The sequence below is a fragment of the Streptomyces sp. NPDC102283 genome, from assembly GCF_044766265.1.
Lineage (GTDB): Bacteria > Actinomycetota > Actinomycetes > Streptomycetales > Streptomycetaceae > Streptomyces.
In genome coordinates this window covers 312292-329155 of sequence record NZ_JBIWLQ010000006.1, presented here as the reverse complement: position 1 = coordinate 329155, position 16864 = coordinate 312292, and the positions used below count along the sequence as shown (strand labels likewise).

Sequence of the window (16864 nt, the reverse complement as noted above, 5' to 3'; positions counted from 1 at the left end):
CACAGACCTTGGGCCCCGTACCCGCCACGAAGGCGGTACGGGGCCCAACGCGTGCCGCTCCAGGACTTTCTGGCGACCCCTCAGGAAGCGCGGAAGCCCTCAGGCATGCGAGGCCTTCAGGGAATGACGATGACGGGGCGTTGCGCGCGGCGGGCGAGACGGCCGGCCACGGACCCGAAGATCCGGCCGACGATGCCGTGCGTGGAGCCCACGACGATCGCGTCGGCAGCGTACTCCCGGCCGACCTCCTCCAGTTCGTGACAGATGTCGCCACCGCGCTCGACGAGCACCCAGGGCACCTCGGAGAGGTAGTCCGCGCAGGCCAGTTCCAGGCCGAGGACCTCGGTGCGGTGATCGGGGACGTCGACGAAGACGGGGGGCTCGCAGCCCGCCCAGACCGTGGTCGGCAGCCGGTTGGCGACGTGGACGATGATCAGACCGGAGCCGGAGCGTCCGGCCATGCCGATGGCGTAGGCGAGAGCCCGCTCGCTGGACGTGGAGCCGTCGAAACCGACCACGACTCCGTGCCGGAAGGCGGGATCGCACGCATGGCGTGCTTCTTCGACCGTCCGCGGCTCCGACCCTGGGTCGGCTACCGGCTTGCGGTCTTTGGGTTCAGGGATTTCGTGACCGGCCATCGGTGTCTCGGCGAAGAGAGTCCTCGTGAGGAGGGAACGGTTTCGAGCGGTGCATCAGCTGGTGGTGAAGCTCTGTCCGGGAATCATCTTCCCAACCCCATACCCCCAAGGGTACGGCGCCACTCCTCCACCGCCCAGACCCCCGCAAAAGCGTGCGTGACGCTGGAGGGAGCATGCCCGAGCCTGTCCGCGATGGCAATGCCGGTTGTGTCGTACACGGGCCTCGGAGGGGGCGAACAAGGTCCGCCGTCCTGTTTTTCGGGTCGGCCGGCGACCACCCGGCACACCCGGCGGCGAGGCCCGCACCCGGTCCCTGTTGGCCACACCGCCACCGGGCCGTCACCCCGGGGCACGTCGCCGCGACGAGCCCGACGCGACTCCCGTTCGAGACGGACCCGGCGACAGCGCCCGGAGCGGCGGACGGCAAGGCCCTCCGGACGGCCCCCGGGCGGCGCCCGACCGGCGGCCGAGGCCCGCGGTTCTGGTGCCCCACGGCCCATCGGTCGGTAATCCGGCCCCCGAGAAGCCCCACCCCCGTCCCCGTCGCCACGGACCGCCGCATCCGTCCGAGGCGGCCCGAACACGCCATGACTCACGGCGTCGAGGGAGCGCACCGGCGCGGCCGTCAGGCGCCGGTTGTGCGCCCGGCGTGACCGGATACAGCACACACAACCGATGGTTTTCAGCCAACTTCACCTGGGTGCCCAACCCTTCCGGAGATGGCCGGACAACCCACCGCCCACCAGGCAGGAACGGACCGCGCGGTACGCTTTCACCCGACGCGGACGGGCCACGTTGTCGAAGGGCACTTCCCTGTGCGCTTCGCAGGTGAAACGCTTCGTGATCGAACGCTTCACGCCACGTTTCCTTATCGACATTGAGCTGGTGGGGGAAGGTGTCACGGCGGGACCACGCGACGCAGTAGATTCGATCTTGGAAATCGGAGACTGGGGACACGTGCGACACCGAGGGGAAACGTGCAGGAGCGACAGGCCCGTAAGGACCAGGGAGACGCGAACACCGAGGGGGGCTTAGCGTCATGAGCCAGGACTCCGCCGCCGCGACGGAGGCCGCACGCAAGCTGACCGGGCGGCGACGCCGGGAAGTCGTTGCCGTGCTGCTGTTCAGCGGCGGCCCTATCTTCGAGAGCTCCATCCCGCTCTCCGTTTTCGGAATCGACCGGCAGGACGCGGGAGTTCCCCGCTACCGCCTGCTGGTCTGCGGCGGCGAGGAAGGACCGCTGCGCACCACCGGTGGGCTCGAACTCACCGCGCCGTACGGCCTGGAGGCGATCAGCAGAGCCGGCACCGTGGTGGTGCCCGCCTGGCGGTCGATCACCTCGCCGCCGCCCGCCGAGGCTCTGGACGCGCTGCGGCGCGCCCACGAGGAGGGCGCCCGCATCGTCGGTCTGTGCACGGGAGCCTTCGTGCTCGCGGCCGCCGGCCTGCTGGACGGCCGGCCGGCCACCACACACTGGATGTACGCACCGACACTGGCCAAGCGCTATCCGTCGGTGCACGTCGATCCGCGCGAACTGTTCGTGGACGACGGTGATGTGCTCACCTCCGCCGGCACGGCCGCCGGGATCGATCTCTGCCTCCATATAGTCCGCACCGATCACGGCACGGAAGCCGCGGGGGCACTCGCCCGCCGGCTCGTCGTGCCGCCGCGGCGCAGTGGCGGGCAGGAGCGCTACCTGGACAGGTCTTTACCGGAGGAGATCGGCTCCGACCCGCTCGCCGAGGTCGTGGCCTGGGCCCTGGAGCATCTGCACGAGCAGTTCGACGTGGAGACGCTCGCCGCGCGCGCCTACATGAGCAGGCGGACCTTCGACCGCAGGTTCCGCTCGCTCACCGGCAGCGCACCGTTGCAGTGGCTGATCACCCAGCGGGTGCTGCAGGCGCAGCGGCTGCTGGAGACCTCCGACTATTCGGTCGACGAGGTCGCCGGACGCTGCGGCTTCCGCTCCCCGGTCGCGCTGCGCGGGCACTTCCGCCGCCAGCTCGGCTCCTCCCCCGCCGCGTACCGGGCCGCCTATCGGGCCCGCCGTCCGCAGGGGGTGGCGGAGAGCGCCGCGACGGTGGTCGAGACGATGGTGCCCAGCCAGGGGCCACCGTCCGGACGCCGGGGCTCGCCCCTGTCCTCCTCGGCCGTCGCCATGGCGGCGTCGGTGGGGTCCGGGGAGCTGTCCCTGCCGGGCCCCGACGCGTACGTTCCCGGACGCCCGGCCCTGCCGGGACAGCGGAGCGCCCCGTAGGGTGGGGCGCATGAACGACCGCATGGTGTGGATCGACTGCGAGATGACCGGGCTCTCGTTGACGGACGACGCACTCATCGAGGTGGCCGCCCTGGTCACCGACTCGGAGTTGAACGTGCTCGGCGAAGGGGTGGACATCGTGATCCGCCCGCCGGACACGGCCCTGGAGACCATGCCCGAGGTGGTGCGGCAGATGCACACCGCCTCGGGCCTCCTCGACGAGCTGGCCGGGGGCACCACCCTGGCGGACGCCGAGGAGCAGGTCCTGGCCTACGTCCGCGAGCATGTGAAGGAGCCCGGCAAGGCCCCGCTCTGCGGAAACTCGGTCGGCACCGACCGAGGGTTCCTGGCGCGGGACATGCGGGAGCTGGAGGGCTACCTCCACTACCGGATCGTGGACGTGTCCTCGGTCAAGGAGCTGGCCCGGCGCTGGTATCCCCGGGCCTACTTCAACAGCCCGGCCAAGAACGGCAACCACCGGGCGCTGGCGGACATCCGTGACTCCATCACGGAGCTCCGCTACTACCGGGAGGCGGTCTTCGTTCCGCAGCCCGGCCCGGACTCGGAGCGCGCCAAGGAGATCGCGGCGCGCCTGTCGGCCCCGGCCGCACCGTAGGAACCCGCTGGTCACGGGCGCGCGAGCGCCCGTGGACCGGCCCCGGGAAACGGGGGCGCGAGCACCCTCCCGGACCCTGTACACTTTTTCTCGGCCGGTCGGAAACGACCGGGCGACATGGTGGGTATAGCTCAGCTGGCAGAGCACCTGGTTGTGGTCCAGGATGTCGCGGGTTCAAGTCCCGTTACTCACCCTTGAAGGGGAAGCCCCTGACCTGCGGAAACGCAGGTCAGGGGCTTCTTCGTGTTCCAGGCTGGCCAAACCACGGCCAAACGCGGCCGGCTTTTCGACCTGACGTGCGCCCCATGGCAACGATCAGGAAGCGGGTCCGCAAGGACGGAACGGCGAGTTACCAGGTCCGCTGGCTCCAGGGAGGGCGCGGCGGTACCTGGGAAGCCGAAAGGTTCGAGGACGTGGAGCAGGCCGACGCGTTCAAGAAGCTCGTCGACGCCCACAAGCAGCAGTGGCCCTACGGGTGGGTCCCCGGCCGGGGCTTCGTCGAGCCCGAGGACCCTGACGACGTGCTCCTGACCGGCTGGGCCCGCGCTACGTCGACCGGCTCACCGGCATCGACCCGCGGACCCGGGACGACTACCGGCGCGAGGTGGACCGGCACATCTCCCTCGTGGTGCACACCACCCGATCGGGACTGGTGATGCCGGCCACGATCGGGAACATCACCGCTGACGACGTCCAGGACTGGGTTCGGCTTCAGGAAGCAGGCCAGCCGGACGCGAAGGCGGGTCGGTGGATCCGTCGACCGGCCTCGCCGAAGTCCGCAGCCAATCGCCACGCCCTGCTGTGGTGCATCGTGCAAGCGGCGATCGATGCCGATCCCCCGCTGCGCACCAAGAACTGCTGCGCGAGCACCCGCCTTCCACGCGTGGACGACGGGACGTCCGAGGAGATGGTTTTCCTGGAGCAGGAGGAGAACCAACTCCTCCGCAAGCACCTCCCCGACCCAGCGGCGCGAGACCTCGCCGACTGGTTGATCGGTACAGCAATGCGTTGGGGCGAGGCTACGGCCCTCCAGGTACAAGATCTTCGACTTGGCGGCCCCGTACCGACAGCCAACGTCCAGAGGGCCTGGAAGAGGTCCCCCAGGGGCGCGCAGAGCTCCTTCTTCCTCGGGCCCCCCAAGACCAAGAAGGCCCGCCGTTTGGTCGCTCTTGCCCCGACCCAGGTGGACCTCGCGCAGAAGCTGACGCATGGAATGCCATCGGAGGCCATCGTCTTCCGCACGCCGACGGGCAAAGCATGGAGGCATGCCAACTTCTACAACCGGAAATGGATACCCGAGGTCCGCTAGGGCTAGCTCGAAGAGCAGCGGCCCCCCATCACGCGTCACGGGAGTGTCACCGGCAGTCGGCGTCTGTCGCTGACAGCCGCATCATCGCCTCTTCTGCCGGCGCCGAGTACCGGAACTGCTCGTGTAGTAGTTGACCTGCTGCGGGGTGAACAGGTCGGTCACGTCGCCGCAGGTGTCGAGCTCGAGGGGGTAAGGGCTGAGTGATGTTCGCGGGCCCTGGCCCCCTTCTGCCTCGACCAGTGGCGGAACAAGGGCTGCAACGAGACCGGACGACGGCGTAGCGAACTGCTGCGGCACAGATCAGGCCACCGCCCCATCTCTCATCTCGCACAGCACGTCCGCGAGCCGGTGGATGCCCTCGGCAATCACCTTGTCGTGCGCGCTCAGGCTGAGGCGCAAGCACCGGGTTGCGTGGTCGGCGAGGCTGGTGGTCAGCAGCGGATCCACGAAGAAGTGCCGCCCCGGTACGACGAACACATACTTCTCCTTGAGCCGCTCGTACAGCGCAGTGTCCTCGAACCAAGGGTGGTTCACCCACAGCCAGCAGAACATGCCTCCGTCCCCAGAGTGCATGCGCCAGTCGACATCTGTTGGCATAAGTTCGTTGAGCAGTTCCTCAACGAAGTGCTTCTTTTCGCGGTAATGCGGCGAGATCGCATCGCGGGTGGTCTTGTCGAGGCGCCCATCGGCCAGTACCCGGGCAAGGGCATGCTGGGCAAGTTGGGGAGCATGGAGGACAGAGTTGGACATAAATGCTGCGAGAGGTGCTATGTATTTCGGGTTGCCGATCGCAAAACCAACTCGCTCGCCGGGCAGTCCGGCCTTCGATGCGGAGAAGCAGTTAACGACGCTGTCGTTCCACATCGGCTCAGTGTGTACCTCCGCGATCCGGGGGAAAGGCGCTCCGTAGGCGTTGTCGACGAACAGTGGCACCTCACGCTCCGCGGCAAGCGCCGTTAGCTCGTCCAAATCGGCTCTGCTCAGGGCGCGTCCCGTGGGGTTGCCCGGACTCGAGATCAGCAGCATGCCGATGTCCGAGCGCCGCCGCAGCGCCTCGATGTCCAGGGCGTAGCGGAAACGGTGGCCTTCCTCCCGATGGACCAGCGGGGCGACTCCGGCGATGCCGTCATCGTGCATGCACAATCCCTGGTAGCCGGTGTAGTCGGGCACCATGGGGAGCACGATCCGCCGCTCGCCGTGGGCTCCCGGGCCGGCGAAGAGGGCGGCCGCCGCAAAGCAGACCATCTGGCTACCGGGGCCGACGGCGATGTTCTCAGGGCCGAGCTGCCAGCCGTAAGCCCGGTGGAAGTAGTCGGCAACTGCCGCCACGAGGACATGGCTGCCACGGGATGGCCCGTAGCGGCAGCCAGCCTCATCGAAATCGTCGGCGATTGATTCCGTCAAGGCAGCCCGCCACATATCACGCACAGCGAGAATAGGGGCGGGATTACCCACGCTCAGGTTCAGCCATTCTTCAGCCGAAGCCTCGACCGTGCTCGCGGCGACGTCTTCCATGATGCTGCGCAGGCCGGAAAGCCCAGCCATCTTGGTTCCGCTGAGCGACAACTGCATTATTTTCTCCTCAACACCGTGTGACACGACCCATGACCTTGCGTCATGAGAGAGCCGAAATGTGCTCTGCCGCGTGAGAGGGAGGTCGGTCGAGGGAACCGCGGGGCGATACCTCACGACGACCGAGAGCACGGCAAGACGAAGGCAACGGCGGAAACCGTAAGAGCTGTTACGAGCTCTAAAGAACCCACCAAGGGAGATTGCTGCCGTGTGCCGACCAGAGGCACGAGGGCAACAGTGCCGACGCCGATCGACGAAACCCGAAGCGAGGCCATCTTGCCTCCTCGGCCCCTGCCTGCTCCTGCAACGTCGTGATCAGCCAGGCGACGCTGTTGAGGTTGCCAGTCCCGGCCACGAAGACGGCGGCGATCTGGTGGGACGGCACGTCCGCGACGGCAAACGCAAGGGGCGCCACGTTGAGCAGGCCGTTGAGGGGCACCGTGGCCGGCATCGACGTGTCACGCGGTGAACTTGAACAGCGCGGCCCGCCCCACGTTGTCCAAACGGCGAGCAGGATGACGGCCCGAAGTGGTACGGCCCCAGCCCATCGGCCAGTCCGACGATCGCGACACCGCGCCGCAGACAGCGACCGCCCGCAAGACGCTGCGCACCACGTAGACGTGCCCGGGAGTCGAGAATGTCGACGACTTTACAACCACCTGTGTTGCGCGGCTGTCAGGCGACCCGTCCAGCGCGGATCCAGTCGGCAACGGTCACCCATCACCGCCCGCGGCACCAAGGCACAGCCGAACATCCCGAGGTTCACGTCGTCCGCCGCCCAGCAGGCGGGCGCAACTGCTCAGGAGGCTGATGTGACACCGTCCGTGGGATGCTTCACGCTGGCACTCCAGTTGCCTAGCATTGCCTGCTGGAGCTGGGTGGTTCCTTCGATGATCTCCATCACCTTCGCGTCCCTGAACAGCCGCCCGACCGGCGAATCAGTACCGATGCCGTACGCCCCGAGGACCTGGACGGCGTCCGCCGCCACCCGGTTCGCCGTGGTCGAGGCGAAATACTTGGCCATGAGGGTCTGGTTCACGGCGCTCATGCCGCCCTCGGCCTTGACGGCTCCGGCCTCCAGGCACAGCAGCCGGGCCGCGGTGGTACTAGTCAGCATGTCGGCAAGCATCCGCTGGACCAACTGGTGGTCGATGATCGCTGTGCCGAACTGCATGCGGTCCTGTGCATACTGGGACGCCGTTTCGAGGCAGGCCTGAGCGAGCCCGACACAACCCCAGGCCGTGCTGTAGCGGCCGATGTCGAGCGCGGCGGACGCAACGAACATGAGCCCACCGCCGGGCATTCCCACCATGGCGCTCGCCGGTACGCGGCAGCCGTCGAGGGCGATCTCGCCGAGCGACGAACCTCGCAGCCCCAGCAGACCCCGCAGCGGCTCGACGCTGAGGCCGGGCGTATCACGTTCGACAAGGAAGGCCGTGTGCTTCTCTTCGTACTGAGCGAAGACCAGGTACACGTCGGCGATCTCACCAAAGCTGATCCACTTCTTACCGCCCGTCAGGACGATGTCGGAGCCGTCGGCCACCGCCACCGTTTCCACGCTCTTGGCGTCGCTGCCGACCTTCGGCTCAGTCAGCGCGAACGCCGCGATGGTCTCACCCGAGGCGATGCTCTTGAGCCACCGGTTCTTCAGCTCCGGGGCGCCCCACTTCCACACAGAGTACGAGACCATGTCCGCGCAGGCCACGAAGTTGCGAACGTTTTGGCAGGTACGCCCCATCTCCTCCGCCATCAGGCCGTAGCTCACCATGTCCAGCGAGGAACCGCCCCACTCCTCAGGGAGGAGCGAGGATATCCAGCCTGCGCTGCCGAGTTCCTTGATGAGTCCGCGCCGCATGCCTTCCTGCACATCCGCGGCTTGGGCTTCCGGCGCAATGAACGCATCGGCGAACTTACGAAAGGATGCCCAGGACTGTCGCTGCTGGGTCGTGAGCTGAGTGGTCATCCGGACAGTTCCTTACTATCGAGTAGTTTACTGCTCTTCGGTCGACTCGCCCCGAGATGAAAGCACAACTTCTCCAGGAACTCTTCCTCGGAGTCACGCAGGAAAAAGTGGTCGCCAAAAATCCCCTCGACGACGACCTCGTCATCGCTGTAGCTACCCCATGCGTCCATCGATTCCCTGGCCGCATCCTGGTCATCAACGCCGTAGAAGACAGATATCGGACATTCCAATGGGGCGATCGGGGGCGCCTCGTATAGGTCCAGGACCGTGTAATCTGCGCGAATCGTGGGAATGTAGAGCTCCATGAGCTCCTCGTTCTCCAGTAGTTCCTCTGGTGTGCCGCGCACCCTCCGAAGGCTTTCGATGAAATCGGCGTCTGAAAGGTCGTAGTTGGTTTCGGTCGGAGTGGCCTCGTGCGGGGCCAGACACGCGGAGACGAACAGCCGCTGCGGCGTCGGAAAACCCTGACTCATCAGGTGCCGGACGAGCTCGAAGGCCAGTACGCCACCGAAGCTGTGGCCAAGCACGGCGTAGGGCGCGTGACGCGCCTCGTCCATGGCGCCTATCAGGTCATCGAGCAGCGGGGCAAGCTCGGTCAGCGCCGGCTCGGACCAGCGGGAGCCTCGTCCCGGAAGTTCCAGCGGCACCACCTTCACCGAGGCGGGCAGCAGGTCCTTCCAATGGTCGTACATTCGGGCCGATGCCCCGGCGTACGGCAGGCAATAGAGTGTCAGGCCCGGTGGCAGGACCTCGGTCTCAGGCTCCGCCGGAGACAGGAGCGAGGTCCCGAGCCCGAGCAGCCCGCCGACCGTCGGGTCGTCGTGAATCTGCCGCAGCGAGACCGGACGGCCGAGCGCTTTGGCGAGCCTGCGCTGTAGCTGGACAACTAGAATGGAATTTCCCCCCGCCGCGAAGAAATCCTCGTCGTCCGACGCAGGTTCGGCTTCCAGGGTCTCCTGCCAGGCTCGCACTACCGTACCGCGTAGGGATTCTGTTTCAGAGTTCATTCACAGGCGCTTTCGCTACAGGTCAGCATGGGCCAGACCGGCGCGGTCGATCTTCCCCGAGGTGTTCCGGGGGAGCGACCGCACGAAACGGATTCGGCTCGGGCAGTGGCTGACCGGCAGCCGGGTACGTATCCAGGCGTTCATCTCGTCAGCAGTCACTCCTTCGTCGGTGACGACGAAAGCGGCCATAAATGCACGCTCCGCGCGATCCGCGTCCCGTACGAGCACCACCGCCTCTGTCACCGAGGGGTGTTCCTCGATCACGCATTCCACTTCGCCAAGTTCAATTCGGTGGCCGCGCAGTTTGATCTGCCCATCGACGCGCCCCAGGTATGTCAGTGATCCGTCAGCAGCCCACCGGCCCCGGTCACCAGTGCGGTAGGCGAGCTCCGGGCCTCGCGGGGTGTTCTGTACGGAGAACCGCTCGGCGGTGACCTTCTCCTGTCCCAAGTATCCGGAGGCTAGGCCCTCGCCGTAGAGGAATATCTCCTCCTCCTCGTTCAAGAAGAGCCCACAGCCCGGCAATGGGTCGCCCAGCGAGATGGCGTCCGGGCGCTCGATGTGCGCCGCGGTGGCCCAGATCGTCGCTTCGGTGGGCCCGTAGAGGTTCCACAGTTCGCCGCCACGAGTGAGCAGGTCGGCGGCGAGGGTTGAGGTGAGCGGCTCTCCGCCGCACCAGATGCGGTGCGGGTACATGGCGTCGTCGTCACTACCGGCAAGCAATAGCCGCCAGAAACTCGGGGTCGCCTGGATGACGTCCGGCGCATGCCGTGCCACGAACTCCGCGAAGACCTCGGGGTCCCGCCGGGCCTCGCCCGGCACCGCGACGAACTTGCCTCCCACTACCAGCGGCACCAACATCTCGGCCAGAGAGATGTCAAAGGACAGCGCCGTCATGGCGAGGATGGTCTCCCCCGCCTGCAGCCCGGGTACCTCCGCCAGCGCACGGATTCGCGACGCGAGAGAGTCATGCGGAACCATCACGCCCTTGGGCTTGCCAGTCGAGCCCGAGGTGTACATGACGTAGGCCACGTCACGGAGTTCCCGCCCGCCTCCCTCGTTCACCGCCTCCGTCCCGGGGTTGGCGACCGTGAACACGGCCTCCTTCACCGCTCGGATCACTGCGACGGGGCGGGCGTCCGCAAGGATGCGCTCTCGATGCGTCGGCGGGGAGTCGAGGTTGAGCGGCAGGATCGCACAGCCGGATCGCGCGCCCGCCAACAGTGCCAGTGCCCCGCTCACCGGGCTGGATGTCTCAAGTGCCAGCAGGGACCCCGCTTCGGCCGACTGCCGGATCAGTGCCGCGAGGGCATCGGCTCGCTGCACGATGTCCCGGTAGGAGTAATCCTGTTCGCCGACTGCGGCGGGAGCATCGGGCGTACGCGACGCCTGTTCGAGCACCAGGTCCCAGATTGTCTCCACGGTCAGAGCCCCTTGATCCGGACCTGCTCGCCGACCTGCGCGACGAAGTCCTCAAAAACCGGGCTGCTGAATATCACGTCGAACGGCAGCGGGATGCCGAAGGCCTTGCGAGTCGAGCCCAGCATGCGGGCGGCCTTCAGCGAATGGCCGCCGATCTCGAAGAAGTTGTCCTTGGGGGCGGGCACGCGGCCGAGGACCCCGCTCCAGATTTCCGACAGCTTCACCTGAACGGCGTCGTCGGCCGGAGGACCTTCCGGGTCCGGCGTCCTGGAGGGCTCAGCCAGCAGTGCGAGCAGGGCGGGACGGTTGATCTTGCCGCTGGCGTTCAGAGGGATCTCCTCCAGCTTGAGCAGAGTGTTCGGCACCATGTATCCCGGCAGTACGAGCGTGAGTTCGCGGCGTACTGCGTCCTCCGCCTTCTCGCCCGAGTAGAAGCCCACCAGCTCTCCGCCGTCCGCGTCCGAGCGCGCCGCTACCGCAGCCTGCTGGACGCCGGCGATGCGCAGGAATGCCTGCTCGATTTCCGTGAGCTCGATCCGGTATCCGCGCAGGCTGACCTGCGAGTCTCGGCGGCCGACGAACTCCAGCTCTCCGTCCGTGGTCCAGCGGCAGATGTCCCCCGAGGAGTACCACCTGCTGCCATCCGTCTCTCGTACGAACTGCTTCCGGGTCAACGGTTCGTCACGCCTGTAGCCGATGGCGAGGATGCTGCCCCCGATGAGCAGCTCTCCCGCTTCGCCCGGCCCGGTGACTGTTGCCCCGTCGTCGTTGATCAGCCGGACCTCGGCGCCTGATATGGGGCGCCCGATGGCAGGCGCCTCATGGGCCGCCCACTTACGCAGGTCGTCGCTGGCCGTCGTCACGACGGTCGCCTCCGTGGGGCCGTAGTGGTTGTACACGGCAGCCGGGAATCCGATGGGGGGAGCGACCCGGAGCTTGTCCCCCCCGGTGGTAAGGATCTTGAGCGACCGGGGCGGCTCGTCCACCCCGAACATCTGCTCCGCCAGCGGGGTGCTCAGAAAGCTCTGCTCTATCGACCAGTCATCCATGAAGCGGCACACGGCGAGGATATCCGCCGTACCAACGCCGACGGGCAGCACCAACGTGGCGCCGCTCGCGAGCGTCGACCACACCTCCCACACGGAAGCGTCAAATCCCAGTCCAGCGAAAGCCGCGATCCGCACGCCGGGTCCAGTCGGATAAGTGTCCCGGTGCCAGCGTGCGAGGTTGCCGAGACTCGCGTGGCCAACCTCGATCCCCTTGGGGGTGCCGGTCGAGCCCGAAGTGTAGATGACATACGCGACCTCGGCGTCGGCCTTCTCGATGGAGCCCGGCTCTGTGGCGGTTTCCACCAGCACCCCTGCTGGCCCGGCTCCGGGGGACAGCACGGCGAAGGGCCGAGCATCGCTCAGGATGGCGTTGCGTCGAGCCTCGGGCAGTGATCCGTCCAGCGGCAGATAAGCGGCGCCCGCACGCCATGCGCCAAGTTGGCTGATCACTCCCTGGATCCCGCGCGGGAACAGGGTCGCAATAAGCGCGCCGGTGGAGAAGCCCGGTAGCGGTGTCAGTCGATCCGCGACGGATCCGGCGGCGTCCCAGAGCTCCCGGTAGGTCAGCCGGACAGAATCGGCGCTCGGCCCCCCGAGGACCACGGCCACTGTGTCAGGGGTAAGGCGCGCTCTCTCCTCCACCATCTGCGGCACAGTGCCCTGCGCGGTCTCCGTAGTCACAACCACTCCTGTCTGAAGCCTCTTTGAGGTTCTTGGAACTGCGTTTCGGCAAGCTGCGGCTGCTCATCTCAGTTGCGGATGCTCAGCCTCAGGTGCTCAAGGACAGTGACACCGTTGTGGGGCCGCAGCACCGGGGGTTCGGCCAGTTCTGCGTGGCTGAATCGCTTCACGAGGCCGTTCAACGCCGCGCTGACCTCCATCCGAGCCAGCCCAGCGCCCAGGCAGTAGTGCGCGCCGTAGCCGAAGGCCAGGTGTCTGCTGGACTGCCGCCCGGGGTCCAGCACGTCCGAATTCGTAAAGGCGTCGGTATCGCGGTTCGCCACACCGAGCATCATCAGAACCAACTCGCCGCGTTCGATTCGGTGCCCCTCGATCTCGACGGGCTCGACCGCGATGCGCGCCACCTGTTGCACCGAGGTGTCAAACCGCAAGAGTTCCTCCACGAGCGAAGTAATCCGCTCGGATGCCGCAGCACTCCACTGCTCGGTGTGCATGAGTGCGCGGACGGCCTTGCCGATGAACGTGGAAGTGGTGTCGAACCCGGCGAAGATCAACAGGCTCGCCGTGGCGGCGATGTCCAGCTCCTCGATCAGTCCTGTTCCGAACGCATGCGACAGGATCTCCAGCGCGGACCCCGCGGGTACTTCCGATCCGGCCCTGGCTGTGGCCACCGCCTGCTCGATCTCCTCCAGCGCTCTGGTTCCCCGCTCCACAACCTCGGGCAGGTAGTCGGCAACCAGCAGCGCGTCGATCTCCGAGGCCCAGGCCGCGATGCGCGGGGCCACCTCTGGCGGTAGCCCGATCTGCCGGCATACGACCCGGCTCGCCAGAGGCACCGCCAGGTCCAGCATGACGTCGATCTGCCCGGCGACACCGTGGAGCAGCTGATCCACCGACTCCTCAACAAAGGGCTGGAGTTCGGCAAGCCTGGAAGTGGAGAACAGCGGTGCGATCAGGCCACGCAGCCGTTGATGCCTCGGGGCATCATTGAACATGAACCAGCGCCGAACAATGTCGGAGGTGCGTCGAACGCCGTCTCTGCTCTCCTGCTGGTCGTGAAGATGCGTGGTGCCGTTCTCCGGCCATGCCGAGGAGAGCGCGGGATTCCGCAGCAGCTTTCTCACCTGTTCGAACCCCGTGACGATCCAGACGCCGAGGTCGTCGTCCCGCCGGATAGGCTCGGTCTCTTGGAGCGCGAGGTAGTCCATGCAAGGGTCCACCGGCACCATCCCGTTGTTCCGCCGGTACGGACAGGTGGGTTCCATATGTGTTGACGCCTCTTTCATGAGTGGTGAGGGCGGGCTGCGGCTCGCCGGTCTACCGGCCAGCCGGTCAGCCGGTTCCATCCGGTAGGGGCCGGACGACGCGTACCGTCCGGTCAGAAGGAGGCAGCCGGCAACGCCCGGCAACGGATTCCACGACCTCGGAACCCGCCACAGGGTCCGCGGGAAGCGATACACCTCGCCAGCCCGCGCGTCATCCCATTCGCCCTCGTCGCTAAGCAGTACGCACGTCGGATTCGTGAGCATGCTGCCGCCGTGGACATCCGCGAGGCCGGCCCCGGAGCAGTAACCGAGTACCCCAGTCGGCATCGCAGGGCATCGGCCCAGCTCAGCGTCGAAATGCGTCTACCGCGGCGACAGGTACCGGAGCGGGCTTGGGAGTTCTTGGGCGGTTGACCTTTCCCGTCGCCGACGGCGGGATAGCGCCGGGCCCTATGGAGACGGCACGCAACATGACCACGGGTGGTATATCTCGACAAGTAGGACTGCCCGCCCTGCGGTGCCGATCCCGCTGCCAAGAGCCGCCACGTCGTAGGGACGCCGACCCGAGTCGCAGCATCGCCACGGCAGTGGTCACGCCCGAGCAGCCGCGCGCATCCAGGCGATTCTTGAGGTGGCTGTCGGCCCCGAGCCGGAATTCAGCAACCGCGCACGTGCTCCCCAGTGCGGTCTAGGTGACGGCCCGGTTTGATGAGGTCGGTGGGCAAACGATCGGCGGTCAGTCGACAGCCGGTTGTGGTAATCAGAGGCAAGACCGTCCCGGACGATCCAAAGTTCGCCCGGGGCGCTGACGGGCTGCGCGTTCCACCAACAATCGACGCCCGTGTGGGACGTGTTCGACATCAGCTCCCCCAGAAGTGTGGAGGAGTGCTTCTCTGGCCAATGCGGGATGTCCCAGAGTTACGTAATACAACTATTCGGCGACACACCGCAACTACTGTGGGCTACATATTCTTAGCCCGCCCAGCCATTGTCAAGAGCCAGAAGCAACCTCACCGTCAGCCCGTGAATAGGCAAGCTGCCTGCTCAGAACGTCTCCAGGTGGTCGAGCTGGGCCAGCATCCTCGATCCCAGGAGACGGGCACAGTCGGCCGACACGCGGTTGGGCCGATAGCTGACGACCAAGTGCGGGCCGTCAACCCGAAACGGCCATAGTTCGGCAACGAGTTCGGTAGGCAGTCCGAGGGGCGCGGGGCGGAAGGGCTCCGACCGCGCCCCGGGCAGGTCCAGCACCGCGGGGGCGGTGTTCTGCAACGCGAACATGTTCTGGAACAGCGGCGGACGCTGGCCGCGGGGCGGGTTTACCTCTTGCACCACCTCGGCCAACGGCACGTCTTGCGCGGCAAACGCGCGGCGGACCGTAGCGGCAACCTGCCCGATCTCCTCTGTGTACGACGTCCCGCCCGTAACACGCAATCGGATGCATACAACGTCGATCAGGCACGACACCGCACCGTCAAGCACGCTGTCACCGCGCAGAGCGACGGGAGTACCGACACCAAAGTCCCTCTGCCCTGTCACCTGCGCCAGTGCCCGGCCGTAGGCGGTCAACAGGACGATGTACGGCGTGACGCCCAGCGCCTCGGCATGCCGTTCGACCCGATCGAGGCAGCCCGTCGGCAACGGGATTTCCAGCACCTCCGGGGCACAGGTGACGTGCCCGGCCGGCGCTCCCGGGTATTCCAGCAAGGGAATGCCAGCCAACTCATCTTGCCAGTAAGCGCGTTGCCTCTCAAGCTCGGCGGCATCCACCGACGCCAGGCTCGCCGAGGCCACCTGAGCCATGGTCGGCGCAGGCTCGTCCAGCACGAGGGCGTTGGTGAGAACCGCGTGGTAGGCCCGGCTGAGATCCCTTGCGAGGATCGACTCGGACCAGCCGTCCACCGCGACGTGGTGCGCGGCGATGCCGATCAGATGGGACGTAGTCCCGCCGACCGCAATGGTCACCACCCGCCAAATCTCGCCGTTCTCCAGGCAGAAGGGCTCGGCCAGGGTGGCGCGGAGGAGGGCGTCGGCGTCGGCGGGCGTCTGCGCCGCCAGCATGGTCACGTCCGGTGCGGGCGCGTTGAGCGGTTCGGCCACCGCCTCCTCCTCGAGCCGGTAAGAGGCGCGCAGGGATTCGTGCCGCTGGTGGACATGGCGGACGGCACCTCGCATCGCGTCGTGGTTCAGGTCGCCCGCGACCCTCCAGCCCATCGTGCAATGTTGGTTGAGCCCCTGAGGGTCGAAGACGTACTGCACGAGCATGTCGGCCTGTTGTGGATTCAGCGGTACGGGCCCCTCCCCCGACCACCCGGGTGCCGGAGCGGTCTCGGCCGCGGCACCCTCCAACCACTGCGCGAGCTCTGCCACGGTGGAGGTGCGGTATATCTGGGAGAACGGCAGCTTGCGGTACTGAGGTTCCTTGAAGGCAGCTCGAACCCTTTGCAGCAGGTCAGTGGCAAGAAGCGAGTGACCGCCCATGAGGAAGAAGTCGTCGTCGACGCCGACCGAATCGCGCTCCAGCACCTCGGCGAAGATGGAACACAGTGCCGACTCCGTCGTCGTCTGGGCGACGCTGCCGGGGGCAATGAGTTCACAGTCACCACTAAGGAGGCCGCCCCACATTCCTGGGAGAATGCCTTGGTGGGAGACTTCCACGGCCAGCCCGGACGGACGACCGTCCTCTACCAAGAACCGCTCGACGCCCGACGATACGCGGTCCGCCAGTTGGGCGGAGGTCACCACGACGGACGGTCCTTCCTCGCCGAGGAGGGACTGGGACCAGGCTGCCGTAGAGGAAGGGTCGAGGTGAAGCGGGAAGAATCCAGCCTTGCGGACGGCCGCCGCGGCGACCACCAGGCCCGCGGAGCGCCTCAGGAGGACGCCGATGGGCTGCCCTGGCGACAGCGTCGGGTTCTGCAGCCCCAAGGCCATGACCGAAGACTCTCGGTCCAGTTCGGCATAGGTGAACTCTTGGTTGTTGCACTTGACCGCGACCTGGCCCGGACATTTGGCAACGGAGCTCAAAAAGACATCCACCAGGGAAGCCAAGTGCGCCGCGTTCCAGGATTGCAGTTCTTTCATT

General features: G+C 66.8%; 12 protein-coding genes and 1 tRNA gene. 5 read left to right on the top strand and 8 right to left on the bottom strand.

Annotated elements, in window-relative coordinates; translation table 11 throughout:
* Positions 1 to 116: 116 nt before the first annotated feature.
* Positions 117 to 638, bottom strand: a complete 522-nt coding sequence (locus ACIRJT_RS14915) for a universal stress protein (protein ID WP_026290787.1) — start codon at positions 636 to 638, stop codon at positions 117 to 119.
* A 1039-nt stretch (positions 639 to 1677) separates the two neighbouring features.
* Here ACIRJT_RS14915 and ACIRJT_RS14910 point away from each other — a divergent pair.
* From ACIRJT_RS14910 to ACIRJT_RS14890, 5 genes are all read left to right on the top strand, one after another.
* Positions 1678 to 2895 (top strand): helix-turn-helix domain-containing protein, encoded by a 1218-nt coding sequence (locus ACIRJT_RS14910; protein ID WP_371623592.1) that lies wholly within the window; start codon positions 1678 to 1680, stop codon positions 2893 to 2895.
* Positions 2896 to 2905: 10 nt separating this feature from the next.
* Positions 2906 to 3511, top strand: a complete 606-nt coding sequence (gene orn, locus ACIRJT_RS14905) for an oligoribonuclease (protein ID WP_403908678.1) — start codon at positions 2906 to 2908, stop codon at positions 3509 to 3511.
* A 120-nt stretch (positions 3512 to 3631) separates the two neighbouring features.
* Positions 3632 to 3704: transfer RNA gene (locus ACIRJT_RS14900), tRNA-His, on the top strand.
* 112 nt (positions 3705 to 3816) lie between these two features.
* The gene (locus tag ACIRJT_RS14895; RefSeq protein WP_403908676.1) at positions 3817 to 4167 is read left to right on the top strand and encodes a hypothetical protein; all 351 of its coding nucleotides are present in this window, start codon (positions 3817 to 3819) and stop codon (positions 4165 to 4167) included.
* On the top strand, positions 4137 to 4820 hold the full coding sequence (locus ACIRJT_RS14890) for a hypothetical protein (protein WP_403908674.1): 684 nt from the start codon (positions 4137 to 4139) through the stop codon (positions 4818 to 4820). The genes ACIRJT_RS14895 and ACIRJT_RS14890 overlap by 31 nt, the downstream gene beginning before the upstream one ends.
* A gap of 300 nt (positions 4821 to 5120) precedes the next feature.
* On the opposite strand, the gene ACIRJT_RS14885 is transcribed toward ACIRJT_RS14890, so the two are convergent.
* The 7 genes from ACIRJT_RS14885 to ACIRJT_RS14855 all read right to left on the bottom strand — a co-directional run bounded on the left by ACIRJT_RS14885 (position 5121) and on the right by ACIRJT_RS14855 (position 16863).
* Positions 5121 to 6392 carry a valine--pyruvate transaminase gene (locus ACIRJT_RS14885; protein WP_403908672.1) on the bottom strand — a complete coding sequence of 424 codons (1272 nt, stop codon included), beginning with the start codon at positions 6390 to 6392 and terminating at the stop codon, positions 5121 to 5123.
* 799 nt (positions 6393 to 7191) lie between these two features.
* Positions 7192 to 8355: an acyl-CoA dehydrogenase family protein gene (locus ACIRJT_RS14880; protein ID WP_403908670.1), complete on the bottom strand. Its 1164-nt coding sequence runs from the start codon at positions 8353 to 8355 to the stop codon at positions 7192 to 7194.
* Positions 8352 to 9326: an alpha/beta fold hydrolase gene (locus ACIRJT_RS14875; protein WP_403908668.1), complete on the bottom strand. Its 975-nt coding sequence runs from the start codon at positions 9324 to 9326 to the stop codon at positions 8352 to 8354. The genes ACIRJT_RS14880 and ACIRJT_RS14875 overlap by 4 nt, the downstream gene beginning before the upstream one ends.
* 51 nt (positions 9327 to 9377) lie before the next feature.
* On the bottom strand, positions 9378 to 10784 hold the full coding sequence (locus tag ACIRJT_RS14870; protein WP_403908666.1) for an amino acid adenylation domain-containing protein: 1407 nt from the start codon (positions 10782 to 10784) through the stop codon (positions 9378 to 9380).
* Positions 10785 to 10786: 2 nt separating this feature from the next.
* Complete coding sequence (locus ACIRJT_RS14865; RefSeq protein WP_403908664.1) at positions 10787 to 12514, bottom strand: non-ribosomal peptide synthetase; 1728 nt, start codon at positions 12512 to 12514, stop codon at positions 10787 to 10789.
* Positions 12515 to 12582: 68 nt separating this feature from the next.
* A complete protein-coding gene (locus ACIRJT_RS14860) occupies positions 12583 to 13722 on the bottom strand; it encodes a cytochrome P450 (RefSeq protein WP_403908662.1) in 1140 nt (379 codons plus the stop codon).
* Between the two features lie 1101 nt (positions 13723 to 14823).
* On the bottom strand, positions 14824 to 16863 hold the full coding sequence (locus ACIRJT_RS14855) for a condensation domain-containing protein (RefSeq protein WP_403908660.1): 2040 nt from the start codon (positions 16861 to 16863) through the stop codon (positions 14824 to 14826).
* Between the last annotated feature and the right edge of the window lies 1 nt (position 16864).